At 62.8% G+C, this 18,650-nt stretch carries 19 protein-coding genes; 12 read left to right on the forward strand and 7 right to left on the reverse strand.

Going from position 1 to position 18,650, the window contains the following annotated elements; genetic code table 11:
- Nucleotides 1–201 precede the first annotated feature (201 nt).
- Complete coding sequence (locus tag CYR52_RS13310) at nt 202–1,614, forward strand: MFS transporter (protein ID WP_101828746.1); 1,413 nt, start codon at nt 202–204, stop codon at nt 1,612–1,614.
- Between the two features lie 10 nt (nt 1,615–1,624).
- The gene (locus CYR52_RS13315) at nt 1,625–3,595 is read left to right on the forward strand and encodes a glycoside hydrolase family 127 protein (protein ID WP_101828747.1); all 1,971 of its coding nucleotides are present in this window, start codon (nt 1,625–1,627) and stop codon (nt 3,593–3,595) included.
- 7 nt (nt 3,596–3,602) lie between these two features.
- Here the strand turns inward: CYR52_RS13315 and CYR52_RS13320 are convergent, their stop codons facing one another.
- The 5 genes from CYR52_RS13320 to CYR52_RS13340 all read right to left on the reverse strand — a co-directional run bounded on the left by CYR52_RS13320 (nt 3,603) and on the right by CYR52_RS13340 (nt 5,975).
- Nucleotides 3,603–4,517 carry a nucleoside hydrolase gene (locus CYR52_RS13320; protein WP_101828748.1) on the reverse strand — a complete coding sequence of 305 codons (915 nt, stop codon included), beginning with the start codon at nt 4,515–4,517 and terminating at the stop codon, nt 3,603–3,605.
- Between the two features lie 127 nt (nt 4,518–4,644).
- A complete protein-coding gene (gene bhsA / locus CYR52_RS13325; RefSeq protein ID WP_072926104.1) occupies nt 4,645–4,899 on the reverse strand; it encodes a multiple stress resistance protein BhsA in 255 nt (84 codons plus the stop codon).
- A gap of 54 nt (nt 4,900–4,953) precedes the next feature.
- On the reverse strand, nt 4,954–5,211 hold the full coding sequence (bhsA, locus tag CYR52_RS13330; protein WP_072926102.1) for a multiple stress resistance protein BhsA: 258 nt from the start codon (nt 5,209–5,211) through the stop codon (nt 4,954–4,956).
- A 58-nt stretch (nt 5,212–5,269) separates the two neighbouring features.
- Entirely contained in the window at nt 5,270–5,527 is a 258-nt protein-coding gene (bhsA, locus tag CYR52_RS13335) for a multiple stress resistance protein BhsA (protein ID WP_072926100.1), read from the reverse strand.
- 193 nt (nt 5,528–5,720) lie between these two features.
- A complete protein-coding gene (locus tag CYR52_RS13340) occupies nt 5,721–5,975 on the reverse strand; it encodes a hypothetical protein (RefSeq protein WP_101828749.1) in 255 nt (84 codons plus the stop codon).
- A gap of 231 nt (nt 5,976–6,206) precedes the next feature.
- Between CYR52_RS13340 and CYR52_RS13345 the strand changes: the two genes are divergently transcribed.
- The 9 genes from CYR52_RS13345 (at nt 6,207) to CYR52_RS13385 (ending at nt 15,668) form a co-directional block, all read left to right on the forward strand.
- The gene (locus CYR52_RS13345) at nt 6,207–6,866 is read left to right on the forward strand and encodes a TetR/AcrR family transcriptional regulator (RefSeq protein WP_072926097.1); all 660 of its coding nucleotides are present in this window, start codon (nt 6,207–6,209) and stop codon (nt 6,864–6,866) included.
- Nucleotides 6,867–6,873: 7 nt separating this feature from the next.
- Entirely contained in the window at nt 6,874–7,746 is an 873-nt protein-coding gene (locus CYR52_RS13350) for an oxygenase MpaB family protein (protein WP_101828750.1), read from the forward strand.
- 227 nt (nt 7,747–7,973) lie between these two features.
- Nucleotides 7,974–9,083, forward strand: coding sequence for a suppressor of fused domain protein (locus CYR52_RS13355; protein ID WP_101828751.1), 1,110 nt, complete (start codon nt 7,974–7,976; stop codon nt 9,081–9,083).
- 275 nt (nt 9,084–9,358) lie between these two features.
- Nucleotides 9,359–10,561: a hypothetical protein gene (locus CYR52_RS13360; RefSeq protein ID WP_072926092.1), complete on the forward strand. Its 1,203-nt coding sequence runs from the start codon at nt 9,359–9,361 to the stop codon at nt 10,559–10,561.
- 136 nt (nt 10,562–10,697) lie between these two features.
- A complete protein-coding gene (locus CYR52_RS13365; RefSeq protein WP_101828752.1) occupies nt 10,698–11,705 on the forward strand; it encodes a zinc-binding alcohol dehydrogenase family protein in 1,008 nt (335 codons plus the stop codon).
- A 187-nt stretch (nt 11,706–11,892) separates the two neighbouring features.
- On the forward strand, nt 11,893–12,816 hold the full coding sequence (gene osmF / locus CYR52_RS13370; RefSeq protein ID WP_072926089.1) for a glycine betaine ABC transporter substrate-binding protein OsmF: 924 nt from the start codon (nt 11,893–11,895) through the stop codon (nt 12,814–12,816).
- Entirely contained in the window at nt 12,816–13,988 is a 1,173-nt protein-coding gene (locus CYR52_RS13375) for an ABC transporter permease (protein WP_072926081.1), read from the forward strand. The genes osmF and CYR52_RS13375 overlap by 1 nt, the downstream gene beginning before the upstream one ends.
- The gene (locus tag CYR52_RS13380) at nt 13,985–14,923 is read left to right on the forward strand and encodes an ABC transporter ATP-binding protein (protein WP_072926080.1); all 939 of its coding nucleotides are present in this window, start codon (nt 13,985–13,987) and stop codon (nt 14,921–14,923) included. Before CYR52_RS13375 ends, CYR52_RS13380 begins: the two co-directional genes overlap by 4 nt.
- Nucleotides 14,913–15,668 (forward strand): ABC transporter permease, encoded by a 756-nt coding sequence (locus CYR52_RS13385; protein ID WP_072926078.1) that lies wholly within the window; start codon nt 14,913–14,915, stop codon nt 15,666–15,668. Before CYR52_RS13380 ends, CYR52_RS13385 begins: the two co-directional genes overlap by 11 nt.
- A 2-nt stretch (nt 15,669–15,670) precedes the next feature.
- On the opposite strand, the gene CYR52_RS22925 is transcribed toward CYR52_RS13385, so the two are convergent.
- Together CYR52_RS22925 and yedA are read right to left on the reverse strand one after the other, a co-directional pair.
- A complete protein-coding gene (locus tag CYR52_RS22925; RefSeq protein WP_241506127.1) occupies nt 15,671–15,784 on the reverse strand; it encodes a hypothetical protein in 114 nt (37 codons plus the stop codon).
- A gap of 65 nt (nt 15,785–15,849) precedes the next feature.
- Nucleotides 15,850–16,761 (reverse strand): drug/metabolite exporter YedA, encoded by a 912-nt coding sequence (gene yedA / locus CYR52_RS13390; protein WP_072926076.1) that lies wholly within the window; start codon nt 16,759–16,761, stop codon nt 15,850–15,852.
- Nucleotides 16,762–17,024: 263 nt separating this feature from the next.
- Between yedA and CYR52_RS13395 the strand changes: the two genes are divergently transcribed.
- Nucleotides 17,025–18,632 (forward strand): inorganic phosphate transporter, encoded by a 1,608-nt coding sequence (locus CYR52_RS13395; protein ID WP_072926075.1) that lies wholly within the window; start codon nt 17,025–17,027, stop codon nt 18,630–18,632.
- Nucleotides 18,633–18,650 lie beyond the last annotated feature (18 nt).

Below are 18,650 nucleotides of genomic sequence, written 5' to 3' on the forward strand. Positions count from 1 at the left end.
TCGCGCAGTTTGACCCTCTTCACACTTTTCCCTTACAGGTCGGGATCCTCCCGTTTTTATACGGCTGCCGCACCTTGTTGGCTTATTTCGGCTGTGCGAGATTATTCCGGTCGCGGTAAATAACGCCAAACGCCGTGATAAACCGATAATAAAAAAGAACTGCTGTCCCTACAAAAAACCTCTGCTAACGAGGGTACCCTGATGTCAACAACACTTCATGATGTGGAATTGACCGGCCAGCCCGTGGCTGCCGGAGCGAAACTCAGCGTGCGGGAGAAAATAGGTTACGGGCTGGGGGATGCCGGCGGCACGATAATTACCGCGCTGATCGGCAATTTCCTGACTTTTTTCTATACCGATATTTTTGGCCTGACACCGGCCGTGGTCGGCACGGTGTTTGTGCTGCTGCGGGTGGTGGATGCCGTCAGCGACCCGCTGATGGGCATTTTTGTTGACCGCACCCGCAGCCGCTGGGGGCGCTTCCGCCCGTGGCAGCTGTGGGTTGCGCTGCCGATCGGCATCGCCGGCATGTTGACCTTCACCGTGCCGGAGCTGGGCGAATCCGGCAAAATCGCCTGGGCGTTCGGCACTTACCTGCTGCTGTCGCTCTGTTACACCGCCATTAACGTCCCCTATTGCGCGCTGATCAACACCATGACCACCGACCACCGCGAGGTGATGGCCTGCCAGAGCTGGCGCTTTGTGCTGTGCGGCGTGGCGGGCTTTATGGTGTCGGTGGGGCTGCCGTGGCTGGTCACCGCCACCGGGCAGGGCGTGGCGGCACAAGGCTACCAGCGCGGCGTGGCGCTGCTGTGCGTCTGCGCGGTGGTGATGTTCCTCTGGTGCTTCTTCACGGTGCGTGAGCGCATCCCGCTGAATGTGATGGGGCAATTTACCCTGCGCGAACACCTGCGCGGCCTGCGCCGCAATGACCAGTTGCTGCTGATGCTGGCGATGTCCTTCCTGCTGATGACGGTGTTCAACACCCGCGGCGGCGGCTATATGTATTTCATCACTTATGTGCTGCACGGCAGCGCCGCCTACACCTCGCTGTTTTTCGCGGTGGTGACCTTCTCGCTGATCCTCGGCGCCCTGCTGGTGAACCCGGTGACGAAACGCGTTTCGGCGTCCGCGGCCTACACCTGGAGCAACCTGCTGCTCGGCGTTTACTCCCTGGGCCTGTGGTTTGTGCCTTCCGTCAACCAGGAATTGTGGCTGGCGCTGATCCTGATGAACTGCACGGTGCTCGGTTTTACCCTGCCGCTGCACTTCTCGCTGATGGCCTACGCTGATGACTACGGCTACTGGAAGAACGGCATCCGCTCATCCGGCATGAATTTCGCCTTCAACCTGTTCTTTATCAAGCTGGCGTGGGCCGCCGGGGCCGGGATTGTCAGCCTGGTGTTTGTGCTGGTGGCCTATAAATCCGGCGCGGCCAACCAGACACCCGCCTCGCTGGCCGGGATCACCGCGTTGCAGACGCTGGCCCCCGGCATCACCCACCTGCTGCTGGCCGCAGTGAGCTGCCGCTACAAGATTGACAACGCATTGCTGGCCACCATGGCGCAGGATTTCTCGCGCCACCCGTCACCGGCCGCGATAACGAAGACCTGAGGGAGAGACGATGCAGAAAATCACTGAACCCACTTATGAATTACCGCTGGCGAATGTCGATATTCATGACGACTTCTGGCTGGCCTACCAGCAGCTGATCCGCGACGTCGTGATCCCTTACCAGTGGGCGGCGCTGAACGATCAGGTGGAGGAGGCGGAACCGAGCCATGCCATTGAAAATTTCCGCATCGCCGCCGGGCAGCGTGACGGCGAATTTTACGGCATGGTGTTCCAGGACAGCGACGTCGCCAAGTGGCTTGAGGCGGTAGGCTATTTGCTCAACAAACAGCCGGATGCCGCGCTGGAACAGACCGCCGATGAGGTCATTGAGTTAGTGGCAGCAGTGCAGCAACCGGACGGCTACCTCAACACCTATTTCACGGTGAAAGACCCGGCCGGGCGCTGGACCAATCTGGCGGAGTGCCACGAACTTTACTGCGCCGGGCACCTGATTGAGGCGGCGGTGGCCTATTACCACGGCACCGGCAAACGCCGGTTGCTCGATGTGGCCTGCAAACTGGCCGATCACATCGACAGCGTTTTCGGCACGGCGGCGGGCCAGCTGCCCGGCTACCCCGGCCACCCGGAGATTGAGCTGGCGCTGGCCCGGCTGTACGAGGTCACCCAGGCGCCGCGCTATCTGGCGCTGGCCGGGTACTTTGTGGCCCAGCGCGGCACCCGGCCGCACTTCTATGATGAGGAGTATGCCCGGCGCGGCTTTACCTCCTACTGGCAGACGCACGGCCCGGCGTGGATGGTGAAAGACAAAGCCTACAGCCAGGCGCACCAGCCGCTGGCAGAGCAGCAGGTGGCGGTGGGCCACGCGGTACGCTTCGTCTACCTGATGACCGGCGTCGCCCACCTGGCGCAGCTCAGCAACGACGCAGGCCAGCGGGTGATCTGCCGCCGCCTGTGGGACAACATGGCGCAAAAGCAGCTCTACATCACCGGGGCGATCGGCGCGCAGAGCAGCGGCGAGGCGTTCAGTTCTGATTACGATCTGCCGCCGGACACTGCCTACAACGAAACCTGCGCCTCGATTGGCCTGATGATGTTTGCCCGCCGGATGCTGCACCTGGAGGCGGACCGGCGCTACGCCGACGTGATGGAGCGGGCGCTCTACAACACCGTGCTGGCGGGCATGGCGCTGGACGGCAAACACTTTTTCTACGTCAACCCGCTGGAGGTGCAGCCGCAGAGCTGCCGCCACAACCATATCTATGACCATGTCAAACCGGTGCGCCAGCGCTGGTTCGGCTGCGCCTGCTGCCCGCCAAACATTGCGCGGCTGCTGGCGTCGCTGGGGCAGTACATCTACACCCAGACCCCTGAGGCGCTGCTGGTGAACCTCTATATCGGCAGTGAGGCGCGGGTGGAGTTAGGCGGGCAGGGGGTGACGCTGCGCCAGCAGGGGGACTACCTGCACCAGGGCGAAATGCGCCTGTCACTGGCGATGGAAGCGCCGGTCAGCGGGACGCTGGCCTTGCGGCTGCCCGGCTGGTGCGCCGCGCCGCAGGTCACGGTGAACGGCGAGGCGCAGGATGTCACACCGGCGCGGCAGGGCTATCTCTGGCTGACGCGCTGCTGGCAACCGGGGGATGAGATCGCGTTGACGCTGCCGATGGCGGTACGGCGGGTGAAAGCCGCCTCACCGCTGCGCCATGCCGCCGGTCAGGTGGCATTGCAGCGCGGGCCGCTGGTCTACTGCCTGGAAGAGGCGGATAACGGCCGCGAACTGCATAACCTGCTGTTGCCGCCGGAGGCGACGTTCAGCCTGCGGGAGGGCGAGGGGGTGCTGGCCGGTAAAACGCTGATTTGTGCACCCGGCCAGCGGGTAACGCCTGCCGCGCCGGACGCCGCGCTCTACCAGTTTGACCCGGCCCCGGCGGCCCGTACGGCGCAAACCCTGACCTTCATTCCCTATTTCGCCTGGGCCAACCGCGGCGAAGGGGAGATGCGCGTCTGGGTGCGGGAGGGCTGAGACGTGCTCAGTAGCCCGCCAGCCGCGCCGCCAGCAGCGCCAGCAGGCGTGGGTTATCGACCTGCGTCATGATGCGGGTATTGGGCGTGCGCCCGGCCAGATGGCGCGGTTTCACGGCGGCCAGCGTCTGCCCGGCGGCCGCGCCTTCGGTGACGACGCTGACATGGCCGTCGACGCCGCTGAACAGCGTCGGGTCAATCAGCCAGGCGATCACGCACGGGTCATGCAGGCAGGGGTCAGCCGCCCCGTAACTGCGCATCATCGCGGCCAGCGTCGCGCCGGTAGCGTTGCGCTGGTGCAGCGCGTCGAGCCAGGCAGCGCTCATCTGCGCCTGCGACGTCACATCCAGCCCAAACATCACCTGTGGAATACCGGCACTCAGCACCACATGGGCAGCCCATGGGTCAACGTAAAGGTTAAATTCCGCGGCCGGGGAGACATTGCCGGGGCAGAACGCCGCGCCGCCCATCAGCACCAGTTGTTTGATCTTCGGGGCAATGCCGGGGTCTTTAATCAGCGCCAGCGCGATGTTGGTCAGCGGGCCGATGGCGCACAGGGTGATTTCACCGGGTTCGGCGTTAATTGTCTCGATAATAAAATCCACCGCGTGCGGGCGTTGCAGCGCGAAACCCGGCTCCGGCAGCGGCACGCCGCCCAGCCCGTCATGGCCGTGCACCTGCGTGTGGTAACCGTGCAGGTCGCGCATCGGGCGCGGGCAGCCGGAAAACACCGGGATGTCGTGGCGGTTGGCGAGGGTACAGATGCGCCGCGCGTTGTACTCCGTCAAGGTTGCCGAGACATTGCCGGCCACGGTGGTGATACCGGCGAGCGTGATCTCCTGCGGGGAGGCGAGGGCCAGCAGGATGGCGACGGCGTCATCCACGCCGGGGTCGCAGTCAAGAATAATGCGGTGTACAGCCATAAAGAGACCTGATTGTCAGGGGAATCGGGAGCTCTACAGTAAAGGGAGGCGGGGCAGAGGGCAATGCGCGGAACGGCAGGCAAGAAAAAGGCGGCCAATGCCGCCTCTTCGACCGTACTGCCTGGGCTTATTTATACAGCTCAGCATTCCCATAAAGATGGTTATTGCCGGACGCTGAAATGATGCGGTATGAGGTTGCACCCTGTTCGTCGGCTTTCTGCGCCAGACGGCTTTCCAGGTCGCTCAGGTTCAGCGAACGGGCGCTGACAACGCCAATGGCCTGTTCGCCGGCCGGGGCGTGGTCAACCTGCTGGGCAGCAAAGGCACCGAACGAGGCGGTGGTTAACGCAAGGGCAGCGATGGCAATTTTCAGGTTTTTCATGATCTTATTCCTATCCGAAGTTGATGTTTTTATACGTTATTTTTCAGTCTGACATCAGTTGTAAAGTTCAGCGGTACCGTACACCAGGTTGGTGCTGCCGGACGCGGAGGTAATGCGGTAAGCACTCGCACCCTGTTCCTGCGCTTTCTGCGCGATCTGGCGTTCCAGGCCGGAGAGGTCAGTTGAACGGGCACTGACGGTGCCGATCTGCTGGGCATCAGCCGGGGCCTGGGTCACTTCCTGGGCGGCAAACGCACCAAAGGAGGCGGTGGTCAGGGCGAGGGCGGCAAGGGCAATTTTCAAGTTTTTCATGGTATTCATTCCTGTCAGTAAGGGGCACAACGGGCGTTAGCTCAGGTAACGGCCGGGCTTATTTATAAAGTTCAGCGGTGCCGTACACCAGGTTGGTGCTGCCGGACGCAGAGGTAATGCGGTAAGCACTCGCACCCTGTTCCTGCGCTTTCTGCGCGATCTGGCGTTCCAGGCCGGAGAGGTCAGTTGAACGGGCACTGACGGTGCCGATCTGCTGGGCATCAGCCGGGGCCTGGGTCACTTCCTGGGCGGCAAACGCACCAAAGGAGGCGGTGGTCAGGGCAAGGGCGGCAAGGGCAATTTTCAAGTTTTTCATGATCTGGTTTCCTTAACGAAGACGGTGTTGTCAGGTGACCGTTATTTAATTAACGATCGATAATTAAATGTTAGACCGATCTTTCCGACCCTGCAACTATTTTTTTAACGTTCGTTAATTAATCTTTGGCAATGCGTGCGGCAGGCGGGCGAACTGCGGAGGGCGGCGCGTGCCGCCCTGTCAGCGAAGGGAATTAATTGTAGAGCGTGCTGTCATCAAACAGGTGGTTATTGCCGGAGCTGGCAATAATCTGCCGCGCCACCGGGTCGCGCAGGGTTGTGCGTTGCGCCACGGCCGGTTTCAGGCCGGAGAGGTCCTGGCGGGTGTGGGTGGAAAAGCCAATTTTCTGGCTATCAACCTGCATCGTGATAACCTGTTGGTTCGCCAGCACCGGTAGCGGGCTGGCGGCCGAAAGCAGGGCCGCAATAAGCAGCGTGGTGGTTTTCATGGTGAGATGTCCCAGTAGGGCGAATCCCGTGATGACCGGTCTGGTGCCGTCAGGGGCGCCGGTATCGCCGGCGGGGTGGCGGTCTTGCTGCCCGGCAGGGCGGGAGTCGTCATTTGTTTAACGATCGATAACAAAATTATAAACACTCCTCGACACACCTGCCACTGTTTTTTATAATGATCATTAATAAATATTTTCTGACCTAATCACAGCAGTGATAAGAGAGGGTGTATGAGCACTGAAAATATGGCACTGGCCAAAAAATGCCGCGGACGCCCGAAGCAGTTTGACCGTGATGACGCCTTAAACAAAGCCCTGAAACTCTTCTGGAAATACGGTTACGAAGCGACCTCACTGGCCGATCTGGTGGAAGCCACCGGCGCCAAAGCCCCGACGCTGTACGCCGAGTTCGGGAATAAAGAGGGGCTGTTCCGGGCGGCGGTTGAGCACTACCTCACCCTGTTTGTGGAAACCAGCAACCGGGCGCTGATGCAGTCTGACGTGCCGTTGCGCCAGGCGATTGAAGAGTACCTGCGGGCGGCGGCGGCACTGTTTACGGACTGTGACAACCCGTCCGGCTGTTTTATGGTCTGTACATCGGCCACGCTGTCGGCGGCATCGGAGGAGATCGCCTCGATGCTGCGGTCGCGCCACCATTTGCAGGAAGAGACGCTGAGCGAGTTCCTCGACAGCCGCAAAGAGAGCGGTGAGCTTTCGCCGCAGGTGTCCAGCCGGATCCTGGCGAAATACCTGAACTGTACGGTGCAGGGGATGTCCGTGCAGGCGCGTGACGGTGCCAGCCGTGCCGAGCTGAACCAGCTGGTGGATGTGGTAATGGCCATCTGGCCGCAGTTGATCGCCTTTGAGGCGCAGCCCACCGCCTCTGCCTGAGGCCGTGATGCGCGACGCGTTACGCCTTCGTATTGAGCGGCAGGTGCTGAGCATTTCCGGCCTGTCGCTGGGTGGTATTGACCTGGAACAGCCGCGTGGTGACCCAGGGCTGTTTGGCCCGGACGCCGTGACCTGGCGCATCCACGGTGATTTTACTTCCATGCTGTGCGGCGGCGTGTGCGCGCTGCTGTTACAGATGCTGCACCCGCTGGCGCTGGCCGGGGTGTGGGACCACTCCAATTTCCGCGCCGACATGCTCGGCCGCCTGCGCCGCACCAGCCAGTTTATCTCCGGTACCACCTTCGGCGCGACCGCCGACGCTGAGCGCCTGCTCCAGCGGGTGCGCATGATCCATGACCGGGTCAGCGGCCGGGATGCGCTCGGTACCCCCTATGCCGCCAATGACCCGGCGCTGCTGGTCTGGGTGCATGTGGCCGAAACCTACAGTTTTCTGCAATCCCACCTGCGTTACCGCAACCCCCACCTTTCGCCTGCCGATCAGGACACCTATTACCGGGAAGCGGCGCGCATCGCCTATGCGCTGGGTGCCGGGCCGGTGCCGGAGAGCGTGGCGGCGGTAGAGGCCTATCTGCACCAGATGCGCCCGCAGTTACGCTATGACGCGCGCACCGCGGAGGTCGTGCAGGTGTTGCTCAACGCCCCGGCCCCCAGCCGGATCGCCGCGCCGTTCGGCGCCCTCATGATGCAGGCGGGGATTGACCTGCTGCCGCCGTGGGCCGCCGGGCAGCTCCAGCTCCCGATGACCCCGGCGCGGCGCTATGCCGTACGGTTCGGCACCCGCCGCCTGGCGCGGTTGTTGCGCTGGGCAGTGAGGAATGGCTCGTGGCACCGGGCGATGCGGAGGATGGAGCGGGGGTAACGGAAGGCCTCCAGCCCCCCAGGCCAGGGCAGGTGTTTCAGCCGTTTATGTGTGGCTGCCCATTCAGGCTTTCGCGCCTTAACCGGAGGCACTGCCGCGCCAACGCGTGACCGGCACGACTTTTCTGGCCGTAAGGACAATTTTTGGGAGTTTTGCCCGTGCGCAGCGCGGGGAAGGCGTTCTACACTTCGTTTAATGCGAGGAACATACGATTTTATTGAGGTGTCATGCGCCAGTCAGAATTGATCGCCGAAGTCAGCAACCATAAACAGACACTTATTGCCGTGGTCGAACAGGATGACCGGGTGGTCTATTTCTACCTCTATGCCCAGGGCGACCTGCGCGAACGTTTCCCCGGTATGCGCGCCTGCTGGGTGCGTAACCTGCAACCAGCCCCGGTCGCGGAGGATCAGGCCGCGATGGAGCAGGGGCTGGCACCGATGATGCCCGCCGCCTACTGCCGCAGCCTGGACGGCGAACCGCCGCTGCACCCGGACGGCATCCAGGTTATCTGGAATGAAAGCGATGACGGCGCGGCGCTCTGGTATCACGGCCAGTTGCTGGCGGTGGTGCCGGGCTGGAGCCTCTATATCGACCATCAGGTCAGCTACGCCGCCAGTTGCCTGAAAGACAACGGCAGCACCTTCCCGCTCGGCTCCGCGTCCACCAACCAGCAATATGCGCGGGCGGAAGAGACACGCCACTTCTGGCGCACCTGGCAGCACCAGCATGAGCACCACCCGTGGCAAAAACTCCAGCAGCAGTTTATGGAGCGTTACGAGGCGCGCTTCGGCCCGTCGGTGAAGTATTACGCCATCGATCAGGGCAGCTGGCCGCCGATGGCGATCTCGCAGCATGAGCATAACGGCGTCTATTACTTCCTGACGCTGGGCGTCAGCATCCGGCCGATGCCGTACGTGGAGATCCTGTTCAATGATGACGCCGGTGATTACCGCCGCATGGAGATGGCGTTTGCGGTGGAAGCACAGTACGTGACCGAACAGAGTGCGGTGCAGATGGCGAGCGCGCTGTCGGGGTTTGCACAACTGCCGTGGACCACCATCAACTGGCTGGGCGAAGGGCACACCGTGGAGTCACCGATGGCCCCGCAGGGCTACGAGGGCTTTGTGCTGTCTGATGCGCTCTGCTCCCCGGCCGGCAAAGTCTCCATGCCGACCGTTTATGGCGACAAAGTTAACCTCTACTGGGCCAGCCCGATCTTTACCCCGGAACGTGAATTCGCCCACAGCCAGCCAAACGGCGGCTTTGAGCTGGTGAAAAAACTGATTGAAGCGGGCGTCGGCCACGTCTTTGTGCCGCGCAGCCCGGTGCTGTAACCCCGCCTGGGGGGCCGCCGCGCCCCTCGTGGGTAAAATCTTTACCCACTGCCTCCCCGGCTATTTCTATACGAATGAATTAATTTCTGAGCGAAACAATGAGCTGTGAAAGGATATAGCGCCGCCTTCTCAAAATCCTGCCGGTTATGCTTTTTCAATCCTATCCAATGGGTAAAAGCAGGTGTACATCAGAAACGTTAATATCAGCAGTATTAACCTGACCGCCTCCTGTTGCGGGGGGAATACACGCCTTTCCGGTATGTTCCGGAGGAAACATGTTTCAGTACATCCACACCCATCATGAGCAGCTGATTATTTTTTTATTCTCTGTGGTGTTAGGCGGTGCATTACCGGTCGGCATTTATATTGGCCGGAAAAATATCCGCGCCATCCGTTCAGCGCTGCTGCTGGAATTGGTGAAAGTCTTTGAGCTGACCGGGCATAAAACCATCCCCTCTATGGAAGTGATGAAATATAAATACCATGTTGATGAGGGCAGCGGCGTCAGCCAGGCCGATGATGGCGGGGGCGTCTTTGGCTATTATATTGTGCCGGTGATGTTATATGTCTGCCTGACAATCTTCTGTTTTTATATCTCTCTCGATACGCTTTATCATATTTATCTGCTTAAAATTGAAAAGTTGAAAGAGAGTGATTACCTCTCCCGGCTGGTCTTTACCTTTACTTTTTTGGGCGCCTATCTCTGGACGCTGCAATACCTGCTGCGGCGGGTCGCTAATTTTGACTTGTCGCCTATCTCCTATTTCCGCGCCTTCTTCCGCATTTTATTGCCGCTGGTAATTGTCGGGGCGATCTATTACAGCGGCGTCATGAATGAAAGCAGTGAAACGGTCATCAGTACCGGCCAGGCCGCCGTCAATAAAGCCGGCAGCGCCACCCTGATGATTGTGGCCATTGCGCTGCTGGTGGGCCTGTTCCCGCTGGCGTTTATTGATGTGCTGGTGGCGCGTTTCCCGAAGCTGGTGGGGCGGCGGGTGGATCAGGACGATAAACGGCTGATGAAAGAGTATCCGCTGGATATGATCATCGGTATCGATCCGTTTATGAAATTCCGGCTTGGGGAGTTTGAAATCGAGGATGTGCAGAATCTGGCGACCGCCAACCCGATCCAGCTGTTTGTGGAAACCCCCTACGGGCTGTATGAGGTGATTGACTGGGTGGCGCAGGCGCAGTTGATCATCGCTGTCGGCTCGAAAAAAACGTTCCAGTTACGTGAGCTGAATATCCGCACGGTGTTTGACCTCGAGCGCATCGGCCCGGACCGGGATCTGCGTAACCGGCTGTACCGGATCCTGCTGGGGGACCCGGCGGTCTCGCTGGCCGATCCCGGCGGCAACCGCGGCGACGCGCTGGACACCCTGATCGACATCATCCGTGACGATCTGTACGTCGCCCGCTTGCGGCAGATCTGGGAGATTATCCTCGCCAAGATCAGTGATTCCACCGGGCCGCGTTAGGGGGCAGGCCCCCATTTTCACTCCCACAATGAAACTGTTACCCGGTAACCCGGCTGTATCCGGTCGTTCAGGGCGGCTATGCTTGTGGCCTGAGGTGCGCTGCGGCGCACTGCCACCTACTCTGAAGGAGCTGAAGATGAAAGCCATCGCCTATGAGCAACCCGGCCTGCCGATTAATGACCCGCAGTCGCTGTTTGATACCGACCTGCCTGAGCCGCAACCCGGCGCGCGTGACCTGCGGGTGCAGGTGAAAGCGATTGCCGTGAACCCGGTGGACACCAAAGTGCGTGCCGGCGGCGACACCAACGGGCCGCGCGTGCTGGGCTGGGACGTCGCCGGGGTGGTGGAGTCGGTCGGGCCGGAGGTGACGCTGTTCAAACCGGGTGATGAGGTGTTCTATGCCGGATCGCTTATCCGCCCCGGCTGCTACAGCGAATTGCATCTGGTGGATGAGCGCATCGTCGGCCGTAAACCGGCCTCGCTTAACTTTGCCGACAGCGCCGCGCTGCCGCTGACGGCCATCACCGCCTGGGAGCTGCTGTTTGACCGGCTCGGCGTGGCGGAGCAGGGCGGCGAAGGCGATACGCTGCTGATTGTCGGCGCAGCGGGCGGCGTTGGGTCGATCCTGACCCAGCTGGCCCGCCAACTGACCCGCATGACGGTCATCGGCACCGCCTCACGCGGCGAAACGCAGGCGTGGGTAACGCAACAGGGCGCACACCATGTGATTGACCACCATCAGCCGCTGGCCCCGCAACTCAACGCGCTCGGCATTGAGCAGGTGACGCACGTCGCCAGCCTGACCCACACCGACAGCCACTATGCGCAGCTCATCGAGGTGCTGGCACCGCAGGGCAAACTGGGGCTGATTGATGACCCGGCCTCGCTGGATGCCATGCCGCTCAAGCGCAAGGCGATTTCCCTGCACTGGGAACTGATGTTCACCCGTTCAATGTTCGAAACGCCGGACATGATCAAACAGCATGAACTGCTGAACCGCGTGGCTGACCTGCTGGACAGCGGGGTGCTCCGCACCACCGTCGGCCAGCATTTCGGTACCATCAACGCAGAAAACCTGCGGCGCGCCCATGCGCTGCTGGAGTCCGGCGCGTCACGCGGCAAAACGGTGCTGGAAGGCTTCTGATCCCCCGTGTTTCCCGCCCGGCAGGCTCCCGCCTGCCGGGTTTTCCCCTGTGCGGTACTTCTCCGAAAAGCGGCGTTTTGTCGCACCGTTCACCCTCACGGCTGGTCAGCCGGGAAATCGCGGCTATCCTTTTGACAGCAAGCATGTTTATCCAGGGCAGCACGATCTGATTATCAGGAGGAGTTCCATGTCCCGTTCCACCCTTATCGGGCGCTGGCTGGCGGTGGCGCTGGTCGCCGTGTCCGGTCTGGCGCAGGCGGCTGACGCCGTACGCGTCGGCTCGAAAATTGATACCGAAGGCTCACTGCTCGGCAACCTGATCATCCAGGTGCTGGAGGCCAACGGCATTAAAACCACCAACCGCCTGCAACTCGGCAACACCAAAGTGGTGCGCGGGGCGATTACCGCCGGTGAAATTGATATTTACCCGGAGTACACCGGCAACGGCGCGTTCTTCTTCTCACAAGACAGCGACCCGGCCTGGAAAAATGCCCAGGCAGGTTATGACAAGGTAAAACAGCTGGACTACGACCAGAACAAGATTGTCTGGCTTGACCCGGCCCCGGCCAATAACACCTGGACGATTGCGGTACGCCAGGATCTGGCGCAGCAGAACCACCTGACCAGCCTGGATGACCTCGGCAAATACATCAGCGGCGGCGGCACCTTTAAACTGGCGGCCTCGGCGGAATTTATCGAGCGGCCGGACGCGCTGCCCGCCTTCCAGCAGGCGTACCATTTCACCCTGAAGCAGGACCAGTTGCTGTCGCTGGCGGGCGGTGACACCGCCGTGACCATCAAAGCCGCCGCGGAGCAGACCTCCGGCGTCAACGCCGCGATGGCCTACGGCACCGACGGCCCGGTGGCGGCGCTCGGCCTGCAAACCCTGAGCGACCCGCAGGGCGTGCAGCCGATTTATGCCCCGGCACCGATCATCCGCGAGGCGGTGCTCAACCAGCATAAAAACATCCCGGCGCTGCTGAAACCGGTGTTTGCCTCACTCGACGGCCCGACGCTGCAAAAACTCAATGCGCAGATTGCCGTCGGCGGGCGTGACGCGAAAAAAGTGGCGCAGAAATACCTGAAAGATAAAGGCTTCGTGAAATCCTGATGCCGGACGCGCACCCAACGCCCCGGCTGAACCCGGTGCTGCTGTTGTTGACGGTGCTGCTGGCGCTGTCCCTTGCCGGGCTGGGGTTTGTCAGCCATGCGCCGAACCGGCTGGTGTCGGGCGAGGCGATGCCGCTGGCCGGGCTGCTGCACGCCACCGGCTGGCTGCGGTTGCTGCCGCTGGCGGGGCTGGCGGGGCTGGCCTGTTTGCCGCCCCGGCGCGCCGCCTCGCTGGCGGCGTTGCTGCTGGCGGAAGTCTTGCTGTTTACCCTGACGCAACAGGCCGGGCTGACGGCGCAGGCGCTCTCCGGCGGCGAGGAGAGCATTGCGCGCACCTCGCTCGGGGGCGGCTACTGGGCGGCGGCGGCGCTCTGCCTGCTGATTGGCGCGGACGCCGTGACCCACATCACGGCACAGCGCGGCCTGCGGCTGCTGCTCGGCGCGCAGATGGTGCTGCCGGTGGCGGCACTGCTGGTCAGCGGTCGGCTGGACGCGCTGTCGCTGATGCAGGAGTACGCCAACCGCGAAGAGGTGTTCAATGATGCGCTGTGGCAACACCTCGGCCTGCTCGGCGGTACGCTGTTGCCGTCGCTGCTGATCGGGCTGCCGCTCGGCGTGCTCTGTTACCGCTCCGCCCGCTGGCGCGCCCCGCTGTTCCCGCTGCTTAACATCATCCAGACCATTCCGTCGATTGCGCTGTTCGGCCTGCTGCTCGCCCCGCTGGCGGGGCTGGCCGCCGCCTGGCCGTGGCTCGCGCACCTCGGCATCAGCGGCATCGGCACGGCACCGGCGATTATTGCGCTGGTGCTCTATTCGTTGCTGCCGCTGGTGCGCAGCGTGGTGGCGGGGCTGGCGTCCGTCCCGGCTCATGTGCAGGAGGCGGCGCGCGGCATGGGCATGACGCGCGGCCAGCTGTTCCGGCAGGTGCAACTGCCGCTGGCGCTGCCGGTGATCCTCTCCGGCGTGCGCGTGGTGGCGGTACAGACCGTGGGGCTGGCGATGGTGGCGGCATTGATTGGCGCAGGCGGCTTCGGGGCCATTATGTTCCAGGGGCTGCTGAGCAGCGCGCTGGATCTGGTGCTGCTGGGGGTGATCCCGGTGGTGCTGATGGCCGTGGTCATCGATGGCCTGTTTACGTTTCTTGTCTCGGTATTGGAACCCCCCCGCAGATGATTCAGTTTTCGCAGGTAAGTAAATTCTACGCCGGCAAACCGGTGGTGGATGACCTGACGCTCACCATCGCCGACGGCGAATTCACGGTGCTTATCGGCACCTCCGGCTCCGGCAAATCCACCACGCTGAAGATGATTAACCGGCTGGTGGAGCATGACCAGGGCAAAATCCTGTTCGCCGGTGAGGAGATCCACGCCTTTAAGCCGCAGGATTTGCGGCGGCGCATGGGCTACGCCATCCAGTCGATTGGCCTGTTCCCGCACTGGACGGTGGAGCAGAACATCGCCACCGTGCCGCAACTGCTGAAATGGCCGAAGGCGAAAATCCGCGACCGCGTCACCGAACTGCTGGCGCTGCTGCACCTTGAGCCTGAATTGTTCCGCCACCGCTACCCGCACCAGCTTTCCGGCGGCCAGCAGCAGCGGGTCGGGGTGGCGCGGGCGCTGGCGGCTGACCCGGAAGTGCTGTTGATGGATGAGCCGTTCGGCGCGCTCGACCCGGTCACGCGCAGTGCGTTGCAGGAGGAGGTGGCGCGCATCCACCAGATCTCCGGGCGTACCGTGGTGCTGGTGACCCATGACATCGACGAGGCGCTGGCATTGGCTGACCGCATTGTGCTGCTCGATCAGGGCCGCGTGGTGCAGCAGGGCACGCCGCTGGCGCTGTTGCAGCAGCCCGCCAGCGCCTTTGTGCGGGACTTCTTTGGCCGCAGCGATCTCGGCATCAAGCTGCTGGCGCAGGCCCAGGTGGCGCAACGGGTGCGGCCGGGCCGTGCCGCCGGGGAGCCGGTGGCCGCCAGCCTGACGCTGCGTGATGCGCTGTCGCTGTTTGTGGCGCGCGGCACCCGCTGCCTGCCGGTGGCGGACGATCAGGGGCGGCCGCTCGGCGTGCTGCATCTGGAAGATTTAGTCGAGGAGGGCGGCGATGGGCGCTGAACGGCGCGGCTGGCGGCGGTTGCGGTCGCCGCTGCTCTGGGCATTGATCCTGCTGGTGGCGTTTACGTTCGGCATGGGCGAGCTGGGCGGCCTGTTCCACTGGCTGTTCCCCACGCTGCAACGCCCGCTCTACCTGCAACAGGGCTTTCCGTCGCTGGTGTTGTCGCACCTGCTGCTGGTGGGCATCTCCAGCTTGATTGCGGTGGTGATTGGCGTGACCGCCGGGATTGCGGTGACGCGTGACGCCGGGCGGGCGTTCCGGCCGTTGCTGGAGACACTGGTGGCGGTGGGGCAGACCTTCCCGCCGGTGGCGGTGCTGGCGGTGGCGGTGCCGGTGATGGGCTTCAGCGAGAAACCGGCGATTCTGGCGCTGGTGCTGTATGGCCTGCTGCCGGTGGTGCAGGGCACGCTGGCCGGGCTGGGGTCAGTACCGGCGGCCAGCCGCGAGGTGGCGCTCGGCGTCGGCATGAGCCGCCGGCAGATGCTGATGCGCGTCGAGCTGCCGCTGGCCGCGCCGGTGATCATTACCGGCATCCGCACGTCGGTGATCATCAACATCGGCACGGCGGCCATCGCCTCCAGCGTCGGCACCCAGAGCCTCGGCTCGCCGATTGTGATTGGCCTGAGCGGCTTCAACACCGCCTATGTGTTACAGGGGGCGATTCTGGTGGCGCTGCTGGCGATCGTCACCGATATGCTGTTTGAACGCTGGGCTGCGGTGCTGCAACAGCGGCGCGGCGGCTGAGATCAGGCCGGTGGGCCAATCAGCACGGCGTAACCGGCCAGCATCACCCCGCCAATGGCACCGAGTGCCATCAATGAGACCAGGCCAATCACGATTTTTTTTGCAACATTGTTCATTTGGTTATCCTTTGGTTAGCAGCAGGATTATAGAGCCTTTCCTCCCGCTGGCAACCGGCACGGCCTCAGCCTTTCGCCGGGGGGGTGGTGGCCGGGCGGAACAGCAGCTTGCCGAGCGTCACCAGCAGCACCGCCGCCAGGATCACCGCCAGCGCCAGCCACTCAACCGCCGTAAGCCGCTCCCCGCCTAATCCGATGCCAATCAGCACCGCCACCATGGGGTTGACGTAGGCGTAGCTGGTGGCCAGCGCCGGGCGCACATTCTTCAGCAGATACATATAGGCGCTGACGGCGATCACCGAGCCGAACAGAATCAGGTAGCCCAGCGCCAGCAGGCTTTGGGTGGAGGGCGTGCCCGTGAGCTGCTCGCCGTGCAGTTGGCTGGTGAGCAGCAGTACCGCGCCTGCGATCAGCATCTCCGCGGCCCCGGCCATCGCCCCGGTGGGCAGCGGCAGGCGCGCGCTCCACACCGAGCCGAACGCCCAACTCAGCGAGGCGATCAGGATAAGCCCGGCGCCCCACGGGTTCCCGGCCAGGTTATGCCCGGTGTTGAGCAGCACAATGCCCACCAGCCCAATCGCCACGCCGCTCCACTCCACGCGGCTGTGCGTGATGCCCCACAACCGGCTGAAGCAGAGCGTGAACAGCGGCACCGTCGCCACCATCACCGCCGCAATGCCGGACGGCACCTGCATATGTTCCGCTACCGTCACCAGCCCGTTGCCCACCGCCAGCAACAGCACGCCAATCACCGCGGCCGCCAGCCACTGTTTGCCGGTCGGCAGCGCATGGCCGCGCAGCAGCAGGAACGAAAACAGCAGTACCCCGCCGCAAAGGTAGCGGATACCGGCCAGCATCAGCGGCGGGAAGCTCTCCACCCCAATGCGGATGGCGAAATAGGTGGAGCCCCAGATAATGTAGAGGGCAAACAGGGCGGCCGCCAGCAGCCAGAACGCGCGCCGGGAAGTGTCAGTCATGGTGGGTGTGTCATCCGTGGAGGGAAAAAAAGAGGCCACCAGATAACAACATCGCGGCCGCTTCTGCAACCCAAAACCGCGCCTTGTCGCCGGGGCTTTCCGGCCTGATGGCCGGCCATGTGTCAATTTACGTCAGAATTGCCGCCGGTCAGCCGGGGTTTTGTCAACTTAAGTCAAATTTTCTGCCCGAGGGTTCATGCCTTTGTCACAATCCGCCGGTAACACTCAGGGTAAGTCCCACACATCCCGGAACGAGGCAGCCCATGAGCGAGAAAACGATTTTCCCCCCGGCCGCAGTGGATTCGCGCCCGGATTTGACCGGCAAGAACCACCGGTTCACGCCGTTGTTTATCATCCTGGCGGCCCTGTGCGGGCTGGCGTTTGCCGGTGCCAACCTGTTCAGCGATGTCGCCGACGCCGGGCAGAACGTCAGCAGCACCAGCTATGTGCCGTTTTTGCTGCTCGGGCTGGCGCTGGTGATCGCGCTCGGCTTCGAGTTTGTCAACGGCTTCCATGACACGGCCAACGCCGTGGCCACGGTGATCTACACCCACTCGCTGACGCCGGGCGTGGCGATCCTCTGGTCGGGGCTGTGCAATTTCAGCGGCGTGATGCTCTCCAGCGGCGTGGTGGCGTTCGGCATCATCTCGCTGCTGCCGGTAGACCTGATTTTGCAGGCCAGCTCCGGCCACGGCTTCGCGATGATCTACGCGCTGCTGTTTTCGGCAATTATCTGGAACCTCGGCACCTGGTACCTTGGGCTGCCGTCGTCGTCGTCCCATACGCTGATTGGCTCGATTATCGGCGTCGGGGTGGCGAATGCCATTGACCACGGCCGCAGCGGGCTGGATGGCGTGAACTGGGATCAGGCGCTGAATGTCGCGTACGCCCTGCTGCTGTCGCCGGTGGTGGGCTTCGTCTGCGCCGCCGGGCTGCTGCTGCTGATGAAGAAAGTGATCCGCAACCGCCAGCTCTACGTCTCACCGGAAGGCAAACGGCCGCCGCCGCCGTGGATCCGTGGCTTACTGATCCTGACCTGTACCGGCGTCTCGTTTGCCCACGGCTCGAATGACGGCCAGAAGGGCATGGGGCTGATTATGCTGATCCTGGTGGGCACCATGCCTATCGTCTACGCGCTGAACCGCTCCATCCCGCCGGAGCAAATCCCGCGGGTGGCGGCGCTGTCACAGGTCACGGAGCAGCAGTTGCTGAACGGGCAGCCTGCCGCGCTGAGCACACCGCCGCGCGATGTGCTGATCCAGTTTGTCAGCAGCGGTGACAATACTCCGCAGGTGCTGCCCGCGCTGAGCATGACGCTGCACAACATCGCCACGCAGATCAAACAGTACGGCTCAATGGACCGCATCCCGGCGCAACTGGTGGCGAACACCCGTAATGATATGTACCTGGCCTCAGAGAGCATCAAGGCGCTGAAAACCCACGAGGTCAGCTTACCGGCAGAGACGCAGAACAACCTCGATGCCATGAAGCGGGAGCTGGACAACGCCACGCGCTTTATCCCGCTGTGGGTGAAAGTGGTGGTCGCGCTGGCGCTGGGGCTGGGCACGATGGTCGGCTGGCGGCGTATTGTGATCACCGTGGGCGAGCGGATCGGGAAAAACCACCTGAGTTATGCGCAGGGCGCGAGTGCGGAGCTGGTGGCGATGGTCACCATCGGCGCGGCAGACGGCTTCGGGCTGCCGGTGTCGACCACCCACGTGCTCTCCTCCGGCGTGGCCGGGACGATGGCCGCCAACCGCTCCGGCCTGCAAATGGCGACGCTGCGCAACCTGCTGATCGCCTGGGTATTGACCCTGCCGGTTTCGATTCTGATCTCCGCACTGCTCTATATGCTGTTTATCCGGCTGTAGGGCAGGGGGCGGGAAGGG

Origin of the sequence: Chimaeribacter arupi (assembly GCF_002858805.1) — a bacterium.
GTDB classification, from domain to species: domain Bacteria; phylum Pseudomonadota; class Gammaproteobacteria; order Enterobacterales; family Enterobacteriaceae; genus Chimaeribacter; species Chimaeribacter arupi.